The organism is Pseudomonas sp. LB3P93, assembly GCF_054898025.1.
Window position 1 is genome coordinate 5,862,620 of record NZ_CM142713.1, and the last position, 19,865, is coordinate 5,882,484.

Here is a 19,865-nt window from a genome sequence, read left to right on the forward strand (position 1 = left end):
GATGACGGACCACGACCCTGAAAAAAGTGGCGCATTATGCAGACGTCAGCTTGGGATCGCCAGAGTCTGCACTGCTTTTATGATAGTTGAATGTCGATTCAACCGAGTTCGATGATCTCGTAGTCGTGGGTAATGGCCACGCCCGCCGCGCCCAGCATGATCGACGCCGAGCAATACTTCTCGGCGGACAGTTCGATAGCGCGTTTGACCTGGGCTTCTTTCAGGCCGCGGCCCTTGACCACGAAGTGCATGTGGATCTTGGTAAAGACTTTGGGATCTTCGGTCGCACGCTCGGCTTCGAGGAAGGCTTCACAGCTTTCGACGGCCTGACGGGACTTCTTGAGGATGCTGACCACGTCGAAATTGCTGCAACCGCCGACACCCAGCAGGACCATTTCCATCGGCCGGACACCCAGGTTGCGACCGCCTGCATCGGGCGGACCGTCCATGACCACGACGTGACCACTGCCGGATTCACCGAGGAACATGGCTTCACCAGCCCATTGGATGCGTGCCTTCATCGCCAGACTCCACTGCATAAAAAAGGGTCGCCAGCTTAGCACAGGGCCCCGGATTGACAGTGCCCGGCATTTGTAGGGCATAACCTTCCGAACCGTAGGTAAAGTCTCGAATATTGCAGGAAGTGTCTGTTAAGCTGGCGCCAATTCGCTGGCGCTTGGCCAGCCTTTGCCGCAACCGTCGTCTGCGACTCATAAAAAAACCAAACACACCGTGTAGTCTTTTCGGGATACAACCATGGTTGCTATTGCCCCAACCCCCAAAATCAAGAACCTCGACAAGCTGTTGATGCATTGCCAGCGCCGTCGTTATGCGGCCAAGAGCAACATCATTTGTGCCGGTGATCGCTCGGAAACGCTGTTCTTCATCATCAAAGGCTCGGTCACGATCCTGATCGAGGATGACGACGGTCGCGAAATGATCATCGCCTACCTGAACTCCGGGGACTTTTTCGGTGAGTTGGGTCTGTTTGAACAGGCTGGCCTGGAACAGGAGCGCAGCGCCTGGGTGCGCGCGAAGATCGAATGTGAAGTGGCGGAAATCAGCTACGCAAAATTCCGCGAGTTGTCCCAGCAAGATCCAGACATTCTTTACGTGCTCAGCGGACAAATCGCACAGCGTCTGCGTAATACCACGCGCAAGGTCGGTGACCTGGCCTTCTTCGACGTCACCGGTCGCGTGGCCCGCTGCCTGCTTGAGTTGTGCAAACAGCCGGATGCCATGACCCACCCGGACGGCATGCAGATCAAAGTGACCCGTCAGGAAATCGGCCGGATTGTCGGTTGTTCACGTGAGATGGTCGGTCGCGTGCTCAAGGATCTGGAAGAGCGCAACCTGGTAGACGTCAAAGGCAAGACCATGGTGGTCTTCGGCACGCGCTAAGCTCGAACACTCAAGCCCCGAGCATGTCTGCCAGCAACTGGCGATAAAGTGTGTCGAGCCGTTCCAACGCATCGGGGGCGGCATACTTTTCATGCAGGGCAATGTGGCTTTCGGCGCGTACCCGCTGTTCAAGACCGCACGCTTCATTGAAGCGATTAACCGCGGCGACCATCGATTCACGCTCGTTATCGAGTAACAAAGCACCGTGCACCAATCCCACCGGACGTTGGCCACCCTTGCTCTGGCGCCAGCGCTGAGCGGTGCCGACCATCTTGCGGCCGTCGAGGTTGACGTTGAAACGGCCATCGCAGAATGCGCCGTCGACTTCGCCCAAGGACGAAACACCGCCCAGCTCATCGAGTAACTGACAGATCGGGTCGCATAGACGGCGGTAAGCGGTTTCGATCCGATTCTGGTCGCCCTCGCGGCGTGGTGGCGCGTAGACCAGTGCGATGTTGATGGTGGAGGCCGATTGCGGCACTGGCTCACCGCCGGTTTCACGTAACAGCACTGGCCAACCGGCGGCGGCTGATACTTCACATGCAGCTTCGAAGCCTGGCAGACGGTTCAAGCGTCGGGGCATGACCAGTGCGCGGTCATTGGGTTGCCAGAACAGCAGACCAAATTCAGCGTCGCCGGCACAGACCGATGCCAGCAGATTCTGTTCGGCCTGTAGGCCGGCTTCGACAGTCAAAGAGACGATTGAGGTCATAAGGTAATCCATGGGGCATAAAGTCTGTGGTGCTACTTATGCCGCCATCGCGAGCAGGCTCGCTCCCACACTGGATCTGCGGTGCTAGTAGATCTCTTGTGGGAGCGAGCCTGCTCGCGATGGGGTCGACTCGGTCTGCGTTGAATCAGTCGAGCGTAGAACCGCTGACCGGACCGCCGCGTTCAGGGAAAAACAGACGTTGCAATTCGGTGCCCGGGCTCTCGGCGCGCATGAATGCCTCGCCCACCAGGAATGCGTACACGTCGCTGATTTCCATCAGTTCCACATCGGCCCGGTTGAGGATGCCGCTTTCAGTAATCACCAAACGATCACGTGGGATACGTGGCAACAGGTCAAGCGTGGTTTCCAGGCTGACGTCGAAAGTGTGCAGGTTGCGGTTGTTCACGCCGACCAGTGGCGTGTCGAGGGTTTTCAGGGCACGCTCCAGCTCGTTGCCGTCGTGGACTTCCACCAACACATCGAGACCGACGCTTTTGGCCACGGCCGCCAGCTCGGCCATTTTCACGTCATCCAGCGCGGAGACGATCAGCAGCACGCAGTCAGCGCCCAAGGCTCGGGCTTCGACGATCTGGTAAGGATCGATCATGAAGTCCTTGCGGATCACCGGCAGGCTGCACGCCGCCCGCGCCTGTTGCAGGTACGCATCGGCGCCCTGGAAATAATCGATGTCGGTCAGCACGGACAAGCAAGTCGCGCCGCCCTTCTCGTAGCTTTTGGCGATGTCGGCGGGAACGAAGTTCTCGCGGATCACGCCTTTGCTCGGCGAAGCTTTCTTGATTTCGGCAATGACGGCCGGCTGTTTCAGCTTGGCCTGAGCAATCAGTGCCTTGGCGAAACCACGGGGTGCATCGGCCGCCTTGGCCAGACTTTCCAGCTCCGCCAGACTCACACGAGCGCTACGCTCGGCGACTTCCTGGATTTTGCGGGCCAGAATGTTTTCCAGAACCGTCGGTACACTCATCCCTCATTCTCCACTTTGAATACCGCGGTAAATGCACCCAACTCCTCAAGTTTTTCCCGAGCGAGGCCTGTGTGCAGCGCATCGTGCGCCAGGGCAACGCCTTCTTTCAAACTGCTCGCCAGGTCGGCGGCGTACAGCGCCGCGCCGGCATTGAGCACGATCATCTCGGCGGCTTTCTGACCGCTCTCGGTCTTGCGCTTGCCCAGGGCATCGCGAATCAGCTCAAGGGACGCCGCCGGACTTTCCACTGCCAGGCCGTGCAGGCTCTGGCTCTTCATGCCCAGGTCTTCTGGCTCGACCCAATATTCGGTGATCTGGTCATTCTTCAGCTCTGCGACAAAGGTTGGCGCCGCCAGACTGAATTCGTCCAGGCCATCCTTTGAATGCACCACCAACACGTGCTTGCTGCCCAGTCGTTGCAAGACCTCAGCCAATGGCCGGCACAACGCCTGACTGAACACGCCCACCACCTGATGTTTCACACCGGCCGGATTCGTAAGCGGGCCGAGCATGTTGAACAGGGTACGCAGGCCAAGATCCTTGCGCGGGCCGGCGGCGTATTTCATGGCACGGTGATGGGTCTGGGCAAACATGAACCCGATGCCGACGTTGTCGATGCAGCGCGCCACCTGGATCGGGGTCAGGTTCAGGTAGATACCGGCCGCCTCCAGCAGATCGGCGCTGCCGCTTTTGCCCGACACCGCACGGTTACCGTGTTTGGCCACGGTGCAACCGGCTGCCGCCACCACGAAGGAGGAAGCGGTCGAGACGTTGAAAATGTTCGCACCATCACCGCCGGTGCCGACCACATCGACTACGCCGTCCAGGGTCTTGAGTTCGACCTTGTCCGCCAGCTCGCGCATGACCGACACCGCGCCGACGATCTCGTCGATGCTTTCGCTCTTCATGCGCATGGCCATCATGAACGCGCCGATCTGCGCATCCGTGCATTGCCCGGTCATGATTTCGCGCATCACATCGCGCATCTCATCGGTGCTGAGGTCGAGGTGGTCGACGATACGGCTCAGGGCTGTCTTGATATTCATGAAAAGTCCTTAGCGCGTGCCGCCGGTTTGTTTGAGGAAGTTAGCGAACAGCTCGTGGCCCTGCTCAGTGAGGATAGACTCGGGGTGGAACTGCACACCCTCGATGTTCAATGTCTTGTGGCGCAGGCCCATGATTTCATCGACCGAGCCGTCTTCGAGCTGGGTCCACGCGGTCAGCTCCAGGCAATCCGGCAGGGTTTCGCGCTTGACGATCAGCGAGTGATAGCGCGTTACCGTCAGCGGACGATTCAGACCTTCGAATACACCCTTGTCCTCGTGGAATACCGGGCTAGTCTTACCGTGCATGACTTGCCGGGCGCGGACCACATCACCGCCAAAGGCCTGGCCAATGGACTGGTGACCAAGGCAGACACCGAGAATCGGCAGCTTGCCGGCGAAATGCTTGATCACGTCGATCGAGACACCGGCTTCGGTCGGGGTGCAAGGACCGGGGGACACGACGATTCGCTCTGGGTTGAGCGCTTCGATTTCAGCAACGGTAAGTTCATCGTTGCGCACGACTTTGACCTGGGAGCCGAGCTCACCGAGGTACTGCACAACGTTGTAGGTAAAAGAGTCGTAGTTATCGATCATCAGCAACATGGCGTTTGGAACCTCTTGAATTCACTGACTTTTAAGACAGCCTTCGAATGATTACCCGCAGTGTCCTGCGCTTTGTCAGTCGCTGGGTGCGCCAGCAAAGCGGTATGTCGTACGGGTGAAGAAGGCAAAGCGGTACAGGTCCGGCGGGGCCGGCAAAAGAATTCAGGCGCGCCAACGCCAGCGGGCGTGTGCCTTGATGACTTGATCCAGAAGTTTGCTGATGATCAACACGGGGAAGGTCTCATTCATACGTCTTGGCACAGTAACTTAGCTGGGCAGAGCGTGCAATATGGCCGGCGTGACTGGCCGCGAAACAATTGAAGGGTTCGCGACCGATGGCAAAAGGCCGGAAGTTTTTGGTACTGTCGTTTCGTTCACTACAACAATAAATAAACGGACTTGCTCATGATCAAACAGACGTTGTTTGTACCGCTCGCAGGATGCTTGCTCGCCATGGCCTGCGCCCAGGCGATCGCCGCGCCCAATCCTTACACCAATTTCGTCGTCTTCGGCGACAGTCTCAACGATGCCGGGACCTTTGCCGACACGGGCGGACCGGCCGGTTCGACCCAGCGCTTTACCAACCGGACGGGGCCGGTTTACCTGGATGGCAGCGGCGAAGTCCGCTCGCTCAACTCCACGCAGATTCTCGGTGGAAAACTAGGGTTCTCGGCGGATCAGACCGCCTCATCGTCTTCGGCGGTACGCGCCAACAATGGCCAGCCCGATGGCAACAACTGGGCCGTCGGCGGTTATCGCACCGATCAGATTCTCGATTCGATCACCAGCACCTCCGCCACGGGCGATCGCACCCGCGCGGGCTACCTGCCGTCGAACAACTTCCGCGCCGACCCGAATGCGCTGTATTACCTGTCGGGCGGTGGTAACGATTTCCTGCAAGGTCGCGTGACCAGCCTGCCCCAGGCCAGCGCCGCCGCCGATCGCCTGGTCAGCAGCGTGCAAACCCTGCAACAGGCCGGTGCCCGCTACATCATGGTCTGGTTGCTGCCAGACATCGGCTTTACCCCGGCTTTCAACGGCACCCCACTGCAAGCATTCACTTCCCAACTCAGCACTCAGTTCAACACCGAACTGGTGAGCCAGCTGCAGAACGTCAATGCCAACGTCATCCCGCTCAACATTCCGGTTCTGCTCAAAGAGACGTTCGCCAACCCGGCCCAGTTCGGCCTGGCCACTGACCAGAATCTGAGCGCCACCTGCTTCAGCGGCAGCAGCTGCACCGAAAACGCCCGTTACGGCATCAATAGTGCTACGCCGGACCCGACCAAGCTGATCTACAACGACTCGGTGCACCCGACCGAGGCCGGGCAACGTCTGATCGCCGATTACGCCTACTCGCTGCTGTCTGCGCCATGGGAAGCGACCCTGCTGCCGCAAATGGCCCAAGGGACTTTGCGCTCCCATCAGGATGAATTGCGTAACCAGTGGCTGGCGGATTGGCAAAACTGGCAAGGCGTCGGCCAATGGCGCGCGATCGTCGCCGGCGGAGGCCAGCATCAGGATTTCGACAGCCAGCGCAGCGGCGCCAGTGCTGATGGTAATGGCGCCAACCTGAACATCGGTGGCAGCTACCGGCTCAACGATGCCTGGCGCGTTGGCCTGGCGGCAGGCTTCTACAACCAGAAGCTCGAAGCAGGCGATCACGACTCGGATTACAAGCTCAACACGTACATGGGTACGGCATTCGCCCAGTACCAGCAAGACCGCTGGTGGGGTGACGCGGCAGTGACCGCCGGGCATCTGGACTACGACAGTCTCAAACGCAAATTTCAGCTGGGGGTTAATGAACGCGGGGAGAAAGGTGATACCGACGGTTACCTGGTCGCTATCGGCGGCCGCGTGGGTTACGACATCGCGCCAGAAGCGTCCAGTCCTTGGCACCTGTCGCCGTTTGTCAGCGCTGACTTCGCCAAGGTTGAAGTCGACGGCTACTCGGAAGATGGCGCTGACTCCACCGCGCTGACCTTCGATGACCAGTCGCGCATCTCCCGGCGGCTGGGTCTCGGGATCCAGGGCAAGTACCAGATCACTACGCAGACCCAAGTGTTTGGCGAACTGGCCCACGAGCGCGAGTACAACGACGACACCCAAGACGTGACCATGAGCCTCAACAGCCTGCCGAACAACCGCTACGCCTTGGCCGGCTATACCCCACAAACCAACCTCAACCGTTTGAACCTGGGTGTGAGCCACAACCTCACCAAGGATTTGGCTTTGCGGGCCAGTTATGACATTCGCAAGGATGATGACTTTACCCAGCAAGGCATTAACGTCGGGGTTGCACTGGACTTCTAAATCGCAGGCAACAAAAAACGCGGCGCCCTCGCAGGCGCCGCGTTTTTTATGGTGAACACTTATTGTGGCGAGCGAGCTTGCTCGCGCTCGGCTGCGAAGCAGTCGTCGATTGGGCCTGCTACGCAGGCCAGCGGGAGCAAGCTCCCTCGCCACAAAGGCTCGCGCCCACAGGTTTTGTGTGAACTCAGGCGTCCGGGGTTTGTTCGGCCAGGGCCACGGCGCGGAACATGGCGCGGCGCTTGTTCAGGGTTTCCTCCCATTCCAGCGCCGGCACCGAGTCAGCGACGATGCCGCCGCCGGCCTGCACATGCAGTTCACCGTTCTTGATCACTGCGGTGCGGATCGCAATTGCGGTGTCCATGTTGCCGTTCCAGGCGAAGTAGCCCACCGCTCCGCCGTAGACGCCACGCTTGACCGGCTCCAGTTCGTCGATGATTTCCATCGCACGAATCTTCGGTGCGCCCGACAACGTGCCCGCTGGCAGGATCGCCCGCAGCGCATCCATCGCTGTCAGCCCGGCCTTCAATTGGCCAGTGACGTTAGAGACGATGTGCATCACGTTGGAATAACGCTCGATGACCATCTTCTCGGTGAGCTTCACCGAACCGATCTCCGAAACCCGACCGGTGTCATTACGGCCCAGGTCGATCAGCATCAAGTGCTCGGCGATTTCCTTGTGGTCCGACAGCAAGTCTTTTTCCAGCGCCAGATCCGCCTCTTCGTTGGCACCCCGTGGACGGGTGCCGGCAATCGGGCGCACGGTGATCAGGTTGTCTTCGACCCGCACCAGCACTTCCGGCGAACTGCCGACGACGTGGAAGTCGCCGAAGTTGAAGAAGTACATATAAGGCGTCGGATTGAAGCAGCGCAGCGCACGGTACAGATCGATCGGCGCAGCCTTGAAGTCGATCGACATGCGCTGGGACGGCACGACCTGCATGCAGTCACCGGCCAGGATGTATTCCTTGATGGTGTCGACGGCTTTTTCGTAATCGTCCTGGGTGAAGCTCGAACGGAAGACAGGATCAGCCGACTGTTGCTTGCTGAAATCCAGGCCACGACGCGGGGTGATCGGCTGACGGAGTTTTTCCAGCAGCTCTTCCAGGCGTGCCTGACCTTGTTCGAAGGCATCTGCCTGCGATGGATCGGCCAGCACAATGGCGTGCATCTTGCCGGCGAGGTTGTCGAACACCACCACCGCGTCGGACACCATCAGCAGAATGTCCGGCACGCCCAGCGGATCCGGGTTCGGGCACTTGCCCAGACGCTTCTCCACATAGCGCACGCAGTCGTAACCGAAATAACCCACCAGACCGCCATTGAAGCGTGGCAGGCCCGGGATGGTCGGCACGTTGTAGCGGGCTTTGAATTCTTCGACGAAGGCCAACGGATCTTCGGCTTCATGGCTTTCGATTTCGACGCCGTCGTGGGTCACGCTGACGTGATGATCGTGAACCCGCAGCACGGTGCGGCACGGCAGGCCGATGATCGAGTAACGGCCCCACTTCTCCCCGCCCTGTACCGATTCCAGCAGGTAGGAGTTCGGCTCGTCAGCCAGTTTCAGGTAGATCGACAGCGGCGTGTCGAAGTCGGCCAGGGTTTCGCAGGCCAACGGGATACGGTTATAGCCGGCAGCGGCCAAACGCAGGAATTCTTCGCGGATCATGGGGTAGCCTCGTGGCTTGAGGTGCTAACAGTCAGGTATGCAAACGCGCCGGAAAACCGGCCAGAATCGAGTCAGGCGCGCCAACGCCAGCGGGCCAGGGCCTTGATGACTTTCATCCAGAGTTTGCGAGTGACCACCACGATGGCGTTTCCAGAAGGGGGTTGGACAGCGTCGGGCAACGTTATCTCAGCGGCCGGATCCAGGCAACCGGGAATTAGCTTGCGCAGATCGTCGATCACCAGCGCCGGCGACTCTTCCGAAATCGGCCGGCCATGGTTGTAGCCGTAGCTGAGGGCCACGCACTTGACCCCCGCCGCTTTCGCCGCCAGCACATCGCTGCGCGAATCGCCGACAAACAGCGATTGCGAGGCCGGGATGTTGGCCATTTTCATCACGAAAAACAGCGCGGCCGGGTCAGGCTTCTTCTGCGGCAAGGTGTCGCCGCCGATGATCCACTTGAAGTAACGGCCGATTTTCATCTGATCCAGCAGCGGCGCGACAAAGCGCTCCGGCTTGTTGGTGATCAGCGCCATCTCGACACCCTGCTTGTGCAGCCACTTCAGGGTGTCACGCACGCCGGGATAGACCACGGTCAGATCATGGCTCTCGCTGTAAGCCTCCATGAAAATCTCCAGCGCGCCCTCGGCTTCACCGTCGTCGACCGTCGAATGGTCGATGCCACCGGCCAGCGCACGGCGAACCAGCACCGGCGCGCCATTGCCGACCCACTCACGCACCGACTCGATGCCGGCAGGGTCACGCCCCAGTTTGAGCAGCATGTTATCCACAGCCACCGCGAGGTCGGGGACCGAATCGACCAGCGTGCCATCCAGGTCGAACATCACCAGCCGCGGCAGACGCCCCGGGAACAGCTGCTCAAAGCCACTCATGGACGAGCCAACGCCAGTTCGGAACGCATCTTTTCAATCACCTCTTGGTAGTTCGGTGCATTGAAGATCGCCGAACCGGCGACGAAGGTGTCCGCACCCGCCGCAGCGATTTCACGAATGTTGTTCACGTTGACGCCGCCATCGATTTCCAGGCGGATGTCCCGGCCGGAGGCATCGATCAGCGCGCGTGCTTCACGCAGCTTGTCGAGGGTGCCGGGGATGAACTTCTGCCCGCCGAAACCCGGGTTGACGCTCATCAGCAAGATCATGTCGACCTTGTCCATCACGTACTTGAGTACGTCCAGCGGCGTCGCCGGGTTGAACACCAGGCCCGACTTGCAACCGCCCTCGCGGATCAGTTGCAGGGAGCGGTCGACGTGCTGCGTGGCTTCCGGGTGGAAAGTAATGTAGGTCGCGCCGGCCTCGATGAAGTCACCGACGATGCGGTCCACCGGGCTGACCATCAGGTGCGCGTCTATCGGCGCGGTCACGCCGTACTTGCGCAACGCGGCGCAGACCATCGGGCCGATGGTCAGGTTCGGCACGTAGTGGTTGTCCATGACATCGAAGTGCACGAAGTCGGCGCCGGCGGCCAGGACGTTGTCCACTTCTTCACCCAGGCGGGCGAAGTCGGCGGAGAGAATCGACGGAGCAATGACGAAGGGCTGCATGACGCACCTTTTTTGAGCAAAATCACGATGGCGCGCATTGTATACCTCATGCTTTGACGCGCGCACTGTGACCGCGATGATTGGGCCTGCCTTCGATCAATAAGTCACGAAAGGCTCTAGAACGCCGCTCGGTAGATTTTCTCGATATCGACGGCGCTCAATTTGCGAGGATTGTTGCGCATCAGGCGTTCGATCCCCGCGGCTTCCACGGCCATGGCCGGGATCGCATCCTCGGGCACACCGAAGCTGCGCAGGCCTGGCGGGATCTCTACCGCCGCACACAACGCGGTCATGGCCTCCACGGCTTTGTCCGCCGCTTCATTGGCGCTCAGGTGCGCAGTCTTGACCCCCATGGCTTCGGCAATATCCTGCATGCGCTCCACGCAAGCCATCTTGTTCCAGGTCATGACGTACGGCAGCAACAAGGCGTTGCTGACGCCGTGGGCGATATTGAAACGCCCGCCCAGGGGATACGCCAACGCATGCACCGCGCCGACCCCGGCATTACCGAATGCCATGCCGGCCATCAGGCTGGCGGTGGCCATGTCTTCCCGGGCTTGCAGGTTGGACGGATTGGCGTACGCCTTTGGCAGCGCGCTGGCGATCAGCTTGATGGCGCCGATGGCCAAGGCATCGGTGATCGGCGAGGCGTTCAGCGACAGGTAGGATTCGATGGCATGCACCAGCGCGTCGACGCCACTGGCCGCGGTGACACTGCGCGGGCACGTCAGGGTCATCTGCGGACTGACCAGCGCCACGTCCGGCAATAGATAGTCGCTGACAATGCCCTTCTTCAGTTGCGCAACCTTGTCGGAGAGGATCGCCACGTTGGTCACCTCCGAACCGGTGCCGGCCGTGGTCGGGATGGCGATCAGCGGCGGGCCTTTGCGCGGCACCTGATCGATGCCGAACAAATCCTCCAGCGCACCGTGGTAACCGGCGTAGGCCGCGACGCTTTTGGCGATGTCGATGGCACTGCCACCGCCGAGGCCAATCAGGCCGTCGTGCCCGCCCTCACGGTAAACCCGCATGCAGTCTTCGACGATGGCGATTTCCGGGTCTGGCAGCACACGGTCGAAAATCTCGTAGGTCCGATCTCCCAACTGCGCCAGCGCCAGCTCGACCGTGCCGGACTTGACCAGTGCAGCGTCGGTGACGATCAGCGGGTTGTCGACATCCAGACGCGTGAGTTCGGCCGCCAGTTGCTCGATGGCACCTGCGCCGGTGATCAGTTTGTGAGCGATTTTGAAAGAGGAAAGACTCATCGTGCGCAGCCTCTTATAAGTAGGGGAGCTGGGCACAATAGTAGCTGGGGATTGGGGTTTGTCTGCTATTCAGGTTGTGAATGACACAACATCCCGAAAACACCATAGCCCCCTGTTGCCGATCGTTCCCACGCTCCGCGTGGGAATGCAGCCAGGGACGCTCTGCGTCCCAAGAGCGGACGCGGAGCGTCCAGTGAGGCATTCCCACGCGGAGCGTGGGAACGATCATTGCGTGAGGGTCAGACCTGCGCGGTGCGCAGTTTTTCGCTGCGGCCACGCAGCCATTCCAGGGTCAGCAACAGGATCACCGAGAAGGCGATCAGCAGCGTCGCGGCGGCGGCGATGGTCGGGCTGAGGTTTTCGCGGATGCCGCTGAACATCTGCCGAGGCAACGTCGCTTGTTCGGGACCGGCGAGGAACAGCGTCACCACCACTTCATCGAACGACGTCGCGAAGGCAAACAGCGCACCCGAGATCACACCCGGCGCAATCAGCGGCAACGTCACCCGGCGGAACGCCGTCAGCGGCGAAGCCCCCAGACTGGCAGCGGCACGCACCAGGTTATGGTTGAACCCCTGCAAGGTCGCCGACACGGTAATGATCACAAACGGCACGCCCAACACCGCATGCACCACGATCAGCGAGAAGAAGCTGTTGCCCAGGCCCAGTGGCGCAAAGAACAGATAACTCGCCACACCGATGATCACCACCGGCACCACCATCGGCGAAATCACCAGCGCCATCACCAGCGCCTTGCCCGGGAAATCACCGCGAGTCAGGCCGATCGCCGCCAGCGTACCGAAGATCATTGCCAGCACCGTCGCCGCCGGGGCAACGATGATGCTGTTCTTCAGCGCCCGCATCCATTCCGCCGAGGCGAAAAAGTCGTGATACCACTGCAGCGAGAAGCCTTGCAGCGGATACACCAGGAAACTGCCTGAGTTGAACGACAGCGGAATGATCACCAGCACCGGCAAAATCAGGAACAACAGAATCAGGCCGCAGAGAATCCGCAAGCTGTAGAACCACACCCGTTCGATGGGCGACATATAAGGACTCAGCATTTCATTCTCCCCTTAGCTCAGGCGCAGGCGACTGGCGCCTACCAGCCAGCTGTAAATCAGATAAAGCACCACAGTCGCCAACAGCAGCAGCCCACCGAGTGCGGTCGCCATGCCCCAGTTGATGCTGGTGTTGGTGTAGAAGGCGACGAAGTAGCTGACCATCTGATCGTTCGGGCTGCCCAGCAAGGCCGGGGTGATGTAGTAGCCGATGGCGAGGATGAACACCAACAGGCAACCGGCGCCGACGCCGGCATAGGTCTGCGGGAAGTACACCCGCCAGAAACTGGCGAACGGATGGCAGCCCAGGGAAATCGCGGCACGCATGTAAGTCGGCGAGATGCCTTTCATCACGCTGTAGATCGGCAGAATCATGAACGGCAGCAGGATGTGCACCATGGAGATGTAAACCCCGGTGCGGTTGAACACCAGCTCCAGCGGTTTATCGATGATGCCCATCGCCATGAGGCCGCTGTTTATAAGCCCGCCGGATTGCAGCAACACAATCCACGCGGCCACCCGCACCAGGATCGAGGTCCAGAACGGCAACAGCACCAGAATCATCAGCAGGTTGCTTTGACGTGATGGCAGGTTCGCCAGCAGGTAGGCCAACGGATACGCCAGCAGCAGGCAGATCACGGTGATGATCAGGCCCATCCAGAACGTGCGGGCGAAGATGTCGAGGTAGATCGCCTGATCAGGGGTGGCCGGGGCGACTTCACCGAGGTCGTCGATGCGGTGATCGACGGCCGCCAGCAAGTAGTACGGCGTGATGCTGCTGGTGTTGCGGCGCACCGCTTGCCAATAGGCCGGGTCACCCCAGCGTTCGTCGAGGCCTTCCAGTGCTTCTTTATAGGAGGCCGGCTCGGTGGCGAACGGCAAGGCGCGGGCGGTTTTGGTCAGCAGGCTACGATAGCCGGCCAACTCCATGTTCAAGCGCTTGGACAGATCGCCCAGGGTCTGATTCTTGCGAGCCTCAGCGAGGTCTTCGCTGGCTGCCTTGTAAACCGGTTCAGCGGGCAGGCCTCGGCCGTCCCAACTGGCGATGGCCGCCACGGTGCGCGGCATGCCGCCGACCACTTCCGGGTTACCAACGCTTTTGTAGAGCAGCGCCACGATTGGCACCAGGAACACCAGCAACAGAAACAGCACCAGGGGCGCGATCAAGGCCTGAGCCTTCCAGCGGTTGATCCGCTCGGCGTGCTTGAGCCGCTGCTTCAAGGTGGGGTCAGTGCCCGCGTTCAGGGGAATGGCGGTGGCCATGGCGTACTCCGGAAATCTTTGATCGTTACAGAGGCGGAAAACTCCACCTCGAACTTTTGGTACTGATCGTTCCCACGCTCTGCGTGGGAACGCATCCAGTGACGCTCTGCGTCACAGGGACGCGGAGCGTCCCGGGCGGCATTCCCACGCGGAGCGTGGGAACGATCATCCGGCGAACCGTCGTCCTGTGTGACTTGCTTATTTGGCAGCCCAGGAATTGAAGCGCTGCTCCAGTTGCTCGCCGTTGTCAGCCCAGAAGCTGACGTCGATCTGCACCTGGTTGGCGATGTTTTCCGGGGTGGTCGGCATGTCTTTCAGGACATCCTTGGACAACAGCGGTACGGCTTGGGTGTTCGCCGGGCCGTAAGCGATGTTTTCCGAGTAAGTCTTCTGCTGCTGCGGAGCCACCGAGAATGCGATGAATTTCTTCGCCGCTTCGGCGCGCTTGGCGTCCAGACCTTTTGGAATGGCCCATGCGTCGAAGTCGTAGATGCCGCCGTTCCACACGACTTTCAGATTGCTTTCTTTCTGCACGGCAGCGATCCGGCCGTTGTAGGCCGAGCTCATGACCACGTCACCGGAAGCGAGGTATTGCGGCGGTTGTGCGCCGGCTTCCCACCACTGAATGCTTGGCTTCAGCTCATCAAGTTTCTTGAACGCACGGTCCTGACCGTCCTTGCCGGCCAGCACTTTGTAGACGTCTTTCGGCGCTACGCCGTCGGCCATCAGAGCGAATTCCAGGGTGTACTTGGCGCCTTTACGCAGGCCGCGCTTGCCCGGGAATTTCTTGGTGTCCCAGAAATCCACCCAGCTGGTCGGTGCGGAGGCCAGCTTGTCGGCGTTGTAGGCCAACACGGTCGACCACACGAAGAAACCTACGCCGCAGGGCTGAATCGCGCCTTTGACGTAATCTTCGGATTTGCCGAACAGCGCAGGGTCAAGTTGCTCGAACATGTCCTCGTCGCAACCGCGAGACAGTTCTGGCGATTCAACTTCCACCAGGTCCCAGGACACGCTTTTGGTGTCGACCATGGCTTTGACCTTGGCCATCTCGCCGTTGTATTCGCCAGCCACGATCTTGCCGTTGCCTGCCGCTTCCCACGGTGCGTAGAAGGCTTTGACCTGCGCTGCCTTGTTCGCCCCGCCAAAGGACACCACGGTCAAATCCGGGCCCGCCGCCATCGCGTGTGCCGCACCGATCATGCCCATGACCAAAGCGGTGAATTTCAGGGATCTCAACATTTATTGTTCTCTCCACGTGCAGGGTTGGTGTTGTTGAAGCCGGGGCGATCAATTCGCCTCTAGAAGTGGGTCGAGCGCGCGAACGTGTTCGACCTGCCAGCCAAGCGGTACCACATCACCGACGGCGAGCGCGGGATCGAGCTCGGCAATCGGTTGTTTCACGAAGAAGTCGGTCTTGCCGCAGACTTCCAGGCGAACCCGGACGTGGTCGCCCAGATAGATAAATTCCGCCACCCTCCCTGAGAAGCGGTTGACGCAGGATTCGCTGGAACCGTTGAGGCTCACGCGTTCCGGGCGAATCGACAGCGTGACGGGCTCGCCGGTCTTGCCAACATTGACCGCCAGGGCTTCAACCTTTTCACCACGACCGAGTTCGACGATGCAGCGGTCGCCGGTCTGACTGTGCAAGCGGCCATTGAGGCGGTTGTTCTCGCCGATGAAATTGGCGACGAAGGTGTTTTTCGGCTCTTCATAGAGGGTGCGCGGCGCGGCGATCTGCTGGATTTCGCCTTGGTGGAACACCGCCACACGGTCGGACATGGTCAGGGCTTCACCCTGGTCGTGAGTCACGTAGACCACGGTCACGCCGAGGCGCTGATGGAGGTGTTTGATCTCCATCTGCATGTGTTCGCGCAGTTGTTTGTCGAGTGCACCGAGGGGTTCGTCCATCAGCACCAGCTGCGGCTCGAACACCAGTGCCCGGGCCAATGCCACACGCTGTTGCTGACCGCCAGACAGTTGCGCTGGATAGCGTTGGGCGAAGGCGTCGAGCTGAACCATGCTCAGGACTTTCTTGACCTTGTCGCTGACATCGTTCTTGTTCAAACCGCGCACGGTCAGCGGGAACGCCAGGTTCTCGGCCACGGTCATGTGCGGGAACAGTGCGTAGTTCTGGAACACCATGCCGATGTCACGCTTGTGCGGCGGCACGTTGTTGATGGAGCGTCCGGCCAGCTGGATTTCGCCAGCGGTCGGCGTTTCGAAACCGGCGAGCATCATCAGACTGGTGGTCTTGCCGGAGCCGGACGGCCCGAGCAAGGTGAGGAACTCGCCTTTGCGAATCTCCAGGTTGAGGTCTTTGACGATCAGGTTCTCGCCGTCGTAGCTTTTTTGCACTCCACGAAAGCTGACCAGAATATCGCTGGCCCCTGCGTTTGAATCGACCTGGCTCATACCCACACCTTTTTTGTTGATGACTGCTGTGGACTAAGCCTAGTGGACACTGCTGGCCACGCAAATCGGGGCGCAGGAGAGAATCGCCTCAGCCGGATGGAAGGTTGGGGGTAGGGATTGCCCTACAAGGATGGCGGGGATGGATAGGGGCAGTGGCGAGTTTCAAGCTGCGACCTGCGAAACCGGACAAAAGCGAGGTTAGAGGGATGTCGCAAATGGATATGTCACCGAGATCCCTGTGGGAGTGAGCCTGCTCGCGATAGCGGTGAATCAGGCAAAGCCATACCGACTGATACACCGCTATCGCGAGCAGGCTCGCTCCCACAATCGGACGGTGGTGGTTTTTAGAGGAGTTTGTGTTCCATGGCGTACTTCACCAGTTCAGCCAGGGAGGTGATGTTGAGTTTCTGCATCAGCCGCGCCTTGTGGGTGCTGATAGTCTTGCTGCTCAGGGCCAGTTGCTGGGCGATGTCGTTGACGTTGGCGCCCTGGGCCAGACGTTCGAACACCGAAAATTCGCGCTCCGAGAGCAATGAATGCAACGGTCGCGAATCGGTCAGGCCAACTTCAAAGACCATGCGGTCGGCCAGGTCCGGGTCGATGTAACGCCCGCCCGCCGCGACCTTGCGGATCGCCGTCAGCAGCAGCGCCGGATCGCTGTCCTTGGTCGCGTAACCGGCAGCGCCGACCTTCAGCGCTCGGGCGGCCATTTGCGCTTCGTCGTGCATCGACAACACCAGGATGGCCGGCGGATTGTTCAGCGCGCGAATCCGCGGGATCGCTTCCAGGCCATTGACGCCCGGCATGGAGATATCCAGCAACACCACTTCGCAGGGTACATGCCGCAGGGTTTCGAGCAACTGCTCGCCATTGCTCGCCTCCCCCACCACCAGCAAGTCCTTGGCCAGGCCAATCAATTGCTTGATGCCTTCACGGACGATGGTGTGGTCTTCGGCTACCAGTACACGGATCACAGTCTTCTCCATTCTTCTTATGTCAGAGCCAAGATCTATCGTCGGAACGCCGCCCGGAGCAAGCCTGCTCCCACAGGGATTTCGGGTGTATCACTATCTGTGAATTTACCCAAGAACCTGTGGGAGCGGGCTTGCCCGCGAAGGCGTCAGTACAGACACCACAAATACCTCAGGCCTCATCTACCGGCACCCGCACACTCAACGTCGTGCCCTCCCCCGGCTCACTCTCCAGCGACAACTGCCCGCCCATGATCAACACCCGCTCACGCATGCCAACCACCCCGAAAGATGTTGCCCTACCGGTGGCAGGAACAAATCCTACGCCATCATCGCTGACCGTCAGACACAACTCGTCGCCTTCCAGCGCCAATGTCAGTTCGACAGTATGCGCCTGGGCATGCCGCATGACATTGGTCAGCGCTTCCTGAAGAATCCGGAACAGTCCAATCGCCTTGGCATCACTGAGCACCGGCAGATTCTCCGGCACCTGCACCAGACACGGAATCTGCGTGCGCGCCTCGAAACGCCGGGCCTGCCACTCGATGGCCGAGGCGATCCCGGCATCGAGAATCGGCGGTCGCAACGCGGTCGCCACATCACGCACCAGCTGGAACAGCTGAGCGATCAGGCGTTTCATGCTGTTCAAGCGTTCATTCAGACCGGGGTCGAGCTGGGCGTAGGCCAATTCGCACATGGAGGTTTCCAGCTTGAGCACGGTCAACATCTGACCCAACTCGTCGTGAACTTCCCGGGCGATGCGCGCTTTTTCCTCTTCCCGCACGCTCTCCAGGTGAGCGGACAGCTCACGCAGTTGCTCACGGGAACTGGCCAGTTCAAGTTCGATGCGCTTGCTCTCGCTGATGTCCCAGACAATCCCGTCCCAGACATAAGCGCCGTCTTCGAGCCGACGGGTGATGGCCTTGATCTCGGCCCAGCGTTGCTCGCCCGAACGCGTGAGTATCCGCCCCTGCCACGACCAGTCACTGTCCGTATCCAGCGCATGGTCCTGAGTCTGGTGATAACTGGCCTTGTCATCCGGATGCACCAGGCTGCGCAGGCCTTTGTCGCGATGGGCCAGGGTCGCCGGCGAGTAACCCACCAGACTCTCGCTGCCTTCACTGATGTAGGCAAAGTCGATCTGCCCTGTCACCGGCGCCCGCTCCAGGCGAAAGACTAATCCCGGGACGTTGGCGGCAATCCCCTGCAACCGGGCTTCGCTTTCCTGCAACGCAGCCAGGGCGCGACGACGCTCAGTGACGTCGTTGAGGTAGACCACCAGATACTCCCCTCCGCGAAAGCGCATAAAGCTCAACGAAACATCGGTTGGCAAGATGCTGCCATCCGCTCGCACGCAATTGGTTTCGAAACTTTGCGGCCCTTCTTCGCTGGCCCGGGCGCGCTTCCACAGGTTCAGCCAGCGGTCCATGTGCAGGCCCGGTTCGAAGTCGATCAACGGCCGATCAATGATTGCACCGGCCGGATAACCGAGCATGGTTTCAGCCGCGCGGTTGGCGTAGCGCACGTGACTGTCCCAGTTGACCCAAAGGATGCCGACGGTGCTCTGATCGATGGAAAACTGCGTCAGGCGCAACGCCTCTTCACTGGCCTCGCGCAGGGCAATGTCCTCACGCGCCGCCAATAGACGCTGCTCCAGGCTGTGCTGCTGGCGGCGTTGCCAGAACACGATGGCCATGCTGCTCAGCGTCACCACCACCATCAGCAGGCAGAGGTTTTGCCAGAATCCCGGGGATTCGGTCAGGCGCGGATACTTGGGTTGCAGCCATTGGTTGTGCAGGTGCTCCAGGTCCTTGGCCGGGATCGCCCGCAGTGCGCTTTCAACGATGCCGGCCAGTTCCGGCTGGTCCCGGCGCGTGGCCACACGCAGCAATTGCGGCAGGCCGATATCGCCCACCACGACCAGCCCGGCGAACTCAGGCTCTACGGACAAGCGCCCCAATTGCGCTTCATCGACCACGGCGTAACCGGCCTGCTGGCTCAGCAATAGCTGCAGTGCCTGGCGCTCCATCGGGACGCCTTGCAGGTTCAGATGGGGATAGTTGCCGCGCAGATAGTCGGCCGTCGCACTGGGCATGCGCACAGCGACGCGGGTTTGGCTGTCGAGTTTTTCCAGCTCCACTACACCAGTGCTTTTCTGATCGCTGACCACCAATTGCGGCACCCGCATGTAGGGGTCGGAGAATTGCCAGAGTCGCAGGCCGGCGGGAGTTTGGGTCAGCCCGGGGGCGATGTCGATTTCACCCTCGCGTGCGGCAGCTTCCAGTTGCTCAAGGTCAGGGAAATTACGCCAGCTCAGCTCGACCTTGAGGGCCTTGGCCAGCCATTTCATCAACTCGACGTTAACCCCGGACAAGCGCTGCAAGCGGCGATCGTATTGCGCGTAAGGCGCTTGCAACACCAGCCCCACGCGCAATTCGCCATGGTCTGCCAGCCACTGTTGTTGCTTGGGCGACAAGGGCGCGACGTGCGTCGGTGGCGCGGAAGCCGCCCAACTCATCAAGGGAAACCACAAACAGCCGATAACCCACAGGCAGCGAAAACGCATCATTGAAGTCTCACACACTGACAAATACTGACCAACC

At 60.3% G+C, this 19,865-nt stretch carries 17 protein-coding genes; 2 read left to right on the plus strand and 15 right to left on the minus strand.

Annotation, left to right across the window (positions count from 1 at the left end; genetic code table 11):
• Nucleotides 1-98: 98 nt before the first annotated feature.
• Nucleotides 99-521, minus strand: coding sequence for an OsmC family protein (locus ACYZT8_RS26875; RefSeq protein ID WP_461977197.1), 423 nt, complete (start codon nucleotides 519-521; stop codon nucleotides 99-101).
• Between the two features lie 235 nt (nucleotides 522-756).
• Between ACYZT8_RS26875 and crp the strand changes: the two genes are divergently transcribed.
• Entirely contained in the window at nucleotides 757-1,401 is a 645-nt protein-coding gene (crp, locus tag ACYZT8_RS26880; RefSeq protein ID WP_008027103.1) for a cAMP-activated global transcriptional regulator CRP, read from the plus strand.
• Between the two features lie 10 nt (nucleotides 1,402-1,411).
• On the opposite strand, the gene ACYZT8_RS26885 is transcribed toward crp, so the two are convergent.
• From ACYZT8_RS26885 to ACYZT8_RS26900, 4 genes are all read right to left on the minus strand, one after another.
• A complete protein-coding gene (locus ACYZT8_RS26885) occupies nucleotides 1,412-2,113 on the minus strand; it encodes a lipoate--protein ligase family protein (RefSeq protein ID WP_461977200.1) in 702 nt (233 codons plus the stop codon).
• Between the two features lie 145 nt (nucleotides 2,114-2,258).
• Nucleotides 2,259-3,095, minus strand: a complete 837-nt coding sequence (gene trpC, locus ACYZT8_RS26890) for an indole-3-glycerol phosphate synthase TrpC (RefSeq protein WP_461977202.1) — start codon at nucleotides 3,093-3,095, stop codon at nucleotides 2,259-2,261.
• Nucleotides 3,092-4,141 carry an anthranilate phosphoribosyltransferase gene (gene trpD, locus ACYZT8_RS26895; RefSeq protein ID WP_461977204.1) on the minus strand — a complete coding sequence of 350 codons (1,050 nt, stop codon included), beginning with the start codon at nucleotides 4,139-4,141 and terminating at the stop codon, nucleotides 3,092-3,094. The genes trpC and trpD overlap by 4 nt, the downstream gene beginning before the upstream one ends.
• A 9-nt stretch (nucleotides 4,142-4,150) precedes the next feature.
• Nucleotides 4,151-4,744 (minus strand): aminodeoxychorismate/anthranilate synthase component II, encoded by a 594-nt coding sequence (locus ACYZT8_RS26900; protein WP_109635289.1) that lies wholly within the window; start codon nucleotides 4,742-4,744, stop codon nucleotides 4,151-4,153.
• A 405-nt stretch (nucleotides 4,745-5,149) separates the two neighbouring features.
• Between ACYZT8_RS26900 and estP the strand changes: the two genes are divergently transcribed.
• Complete coding sequence (gene estP / locus ACYZT8_RS26905; RefSeq protein WP_461977206.1) at nucleotides 5,150-7,060, plus strand: esterase EstP; 1,911 nt, start codon at nucleotides 5,150-5,152, stop codon at nucleotides 7,058-7,060.
• Between the two features lie 184 nt (nucleotides 7,061-7,244).
• Here estP and trpE read toward each other — a convergent pair whose 3' ends face one another.
• The 10 genes from trpE to ACYZT8_RS26955 all read right to left on the minus strand — a co-directional run bounded on the left by trpE (nucleotide 7,245) and on the right by ACYZT8_RS26955 (nucleotide 19,831).
• Entirely contained in the window at nucleotides 7,245-8,726 is a 1,482-nt protein-coding gene (gene trpE, locus ACYZT8_RS26910) for an anthranilate synthase component I (protein WP_461977208.1), read from the minus strand.
• 71 nt (nucleotides 8,727-8,797) lie between these two features.
• Nucleotides 8,798-9,616, minus strand: coding sequence for a phosphoglycolate phosphatase (locus ACYZT8_RS26915; protein WP_461977210.1), 819 nt, complete (start codon nucleotides 9,614-9,616; stop codon nucleotides 8,798-8,800).
• Nucleotides 9,613-10,287, minus strand: a complete 675-nt coding sequence (gene rpe / locus ACYZT8_RS26920) for a ribulose-phosphate 3-epimerase (RefSeq protein ID WP_008035979.1) — start codon at nucleotides 10,285-10,287, stop codon at nucleotides 9,613-9,615. Before rpe ends, ACYZT8_RS26915 begins: the two co-directional genes overlap by 4 nt.
• 116 nt (nucleotides 10,288-10,403) lie before the next feature.
• Nucleotides 10,404-11,552, minus strand: coding sequence for an iron-containing alcohol dehydrogenase (locus ACYZT8_RS26925; protein ID WP_461977212.1), 1,149 nt, complete (start codon nucleotides 11,550-11,552; stop codon nucleotides 10,404-10,406).
• A gap of 239 nt (nucleotides 11,553-11,791) precedes the next feature.
• A complete protein-coding gene (locus ACYZT8_RS26930) occupies nucleotides 11,792-12,616 on the minus strand; it encodes an ABC transporter permease (RefSeq protein WP_008084123.1) in 825 nt (274 codons plus the stop codon).
• A gap of 12 nt (nucleotides 12,617-12,628) precedes the next feature.
• Nucleotides 12,629-13,876, minus strand: coding sequence for an ABC transporter permease (locus tag ACYZT8_RS26935; RefSeq protein ID WP_134420430.1), 1,248 nt, complete (start codon nucleotides 13,874-13,876; stop codon nucleotides 12,629-12,631).
• A gap of 198 nt (nucleotides 13,877-14,074) precedes the next feature.
• On the minus strand, nucleotides 14,075-15,118 hold the full coding sequence (locus tag ACYZT8_RS26940; RefSeq protein ID WP_461977214.1) for an ABC transporter substrate-binding protein: 1,044 nt from the start codon (nucleotides 15,116-15,118) through the stop codon (nucleotides 14,075-14,077).
• A gap of 48 nt (nucleotides 15,119-15,166) precedes the next feature.
• Entirely contained in the window at nucleotides 15,167-16,291 is a 1,125-nt protein-coding gene (locus ACYZT8_RS26945; protein ID WP_461977216.1) for an ABC transporter ATP-binding protein, read from the minus strand.
• 344 nt (nucleotides 16,292-16,635) lie between these two features.
• Nucleotides 16,636-17,265: a response regulator gene (locus tag ACYZT8_RS26950; RefSeq protein WP_003210977.1), complete on the minus strand. Its 630-nt coding sequence runs from the start codon at nucleotides 17,263-17,265 to the stop codon at nucleotides 16,636-16,638.
• Between the two features lie 169 nt (nucleotides 17,266-17,434).
• Nucleotides 17,435-19,831, minus strand: a complete 2,397-nt coding sequence (locus tag ACYZT8_RS26955; protein ID WP_461977218.1) for a PAS domain-containing sensor histidine kinase — start codon at nucleotides 19,829-19,831, stop codon at nucleotides 17,435-17,437.
• Nucleotides 19,832-19,865 lie beyond the last annotated feature (34 nt).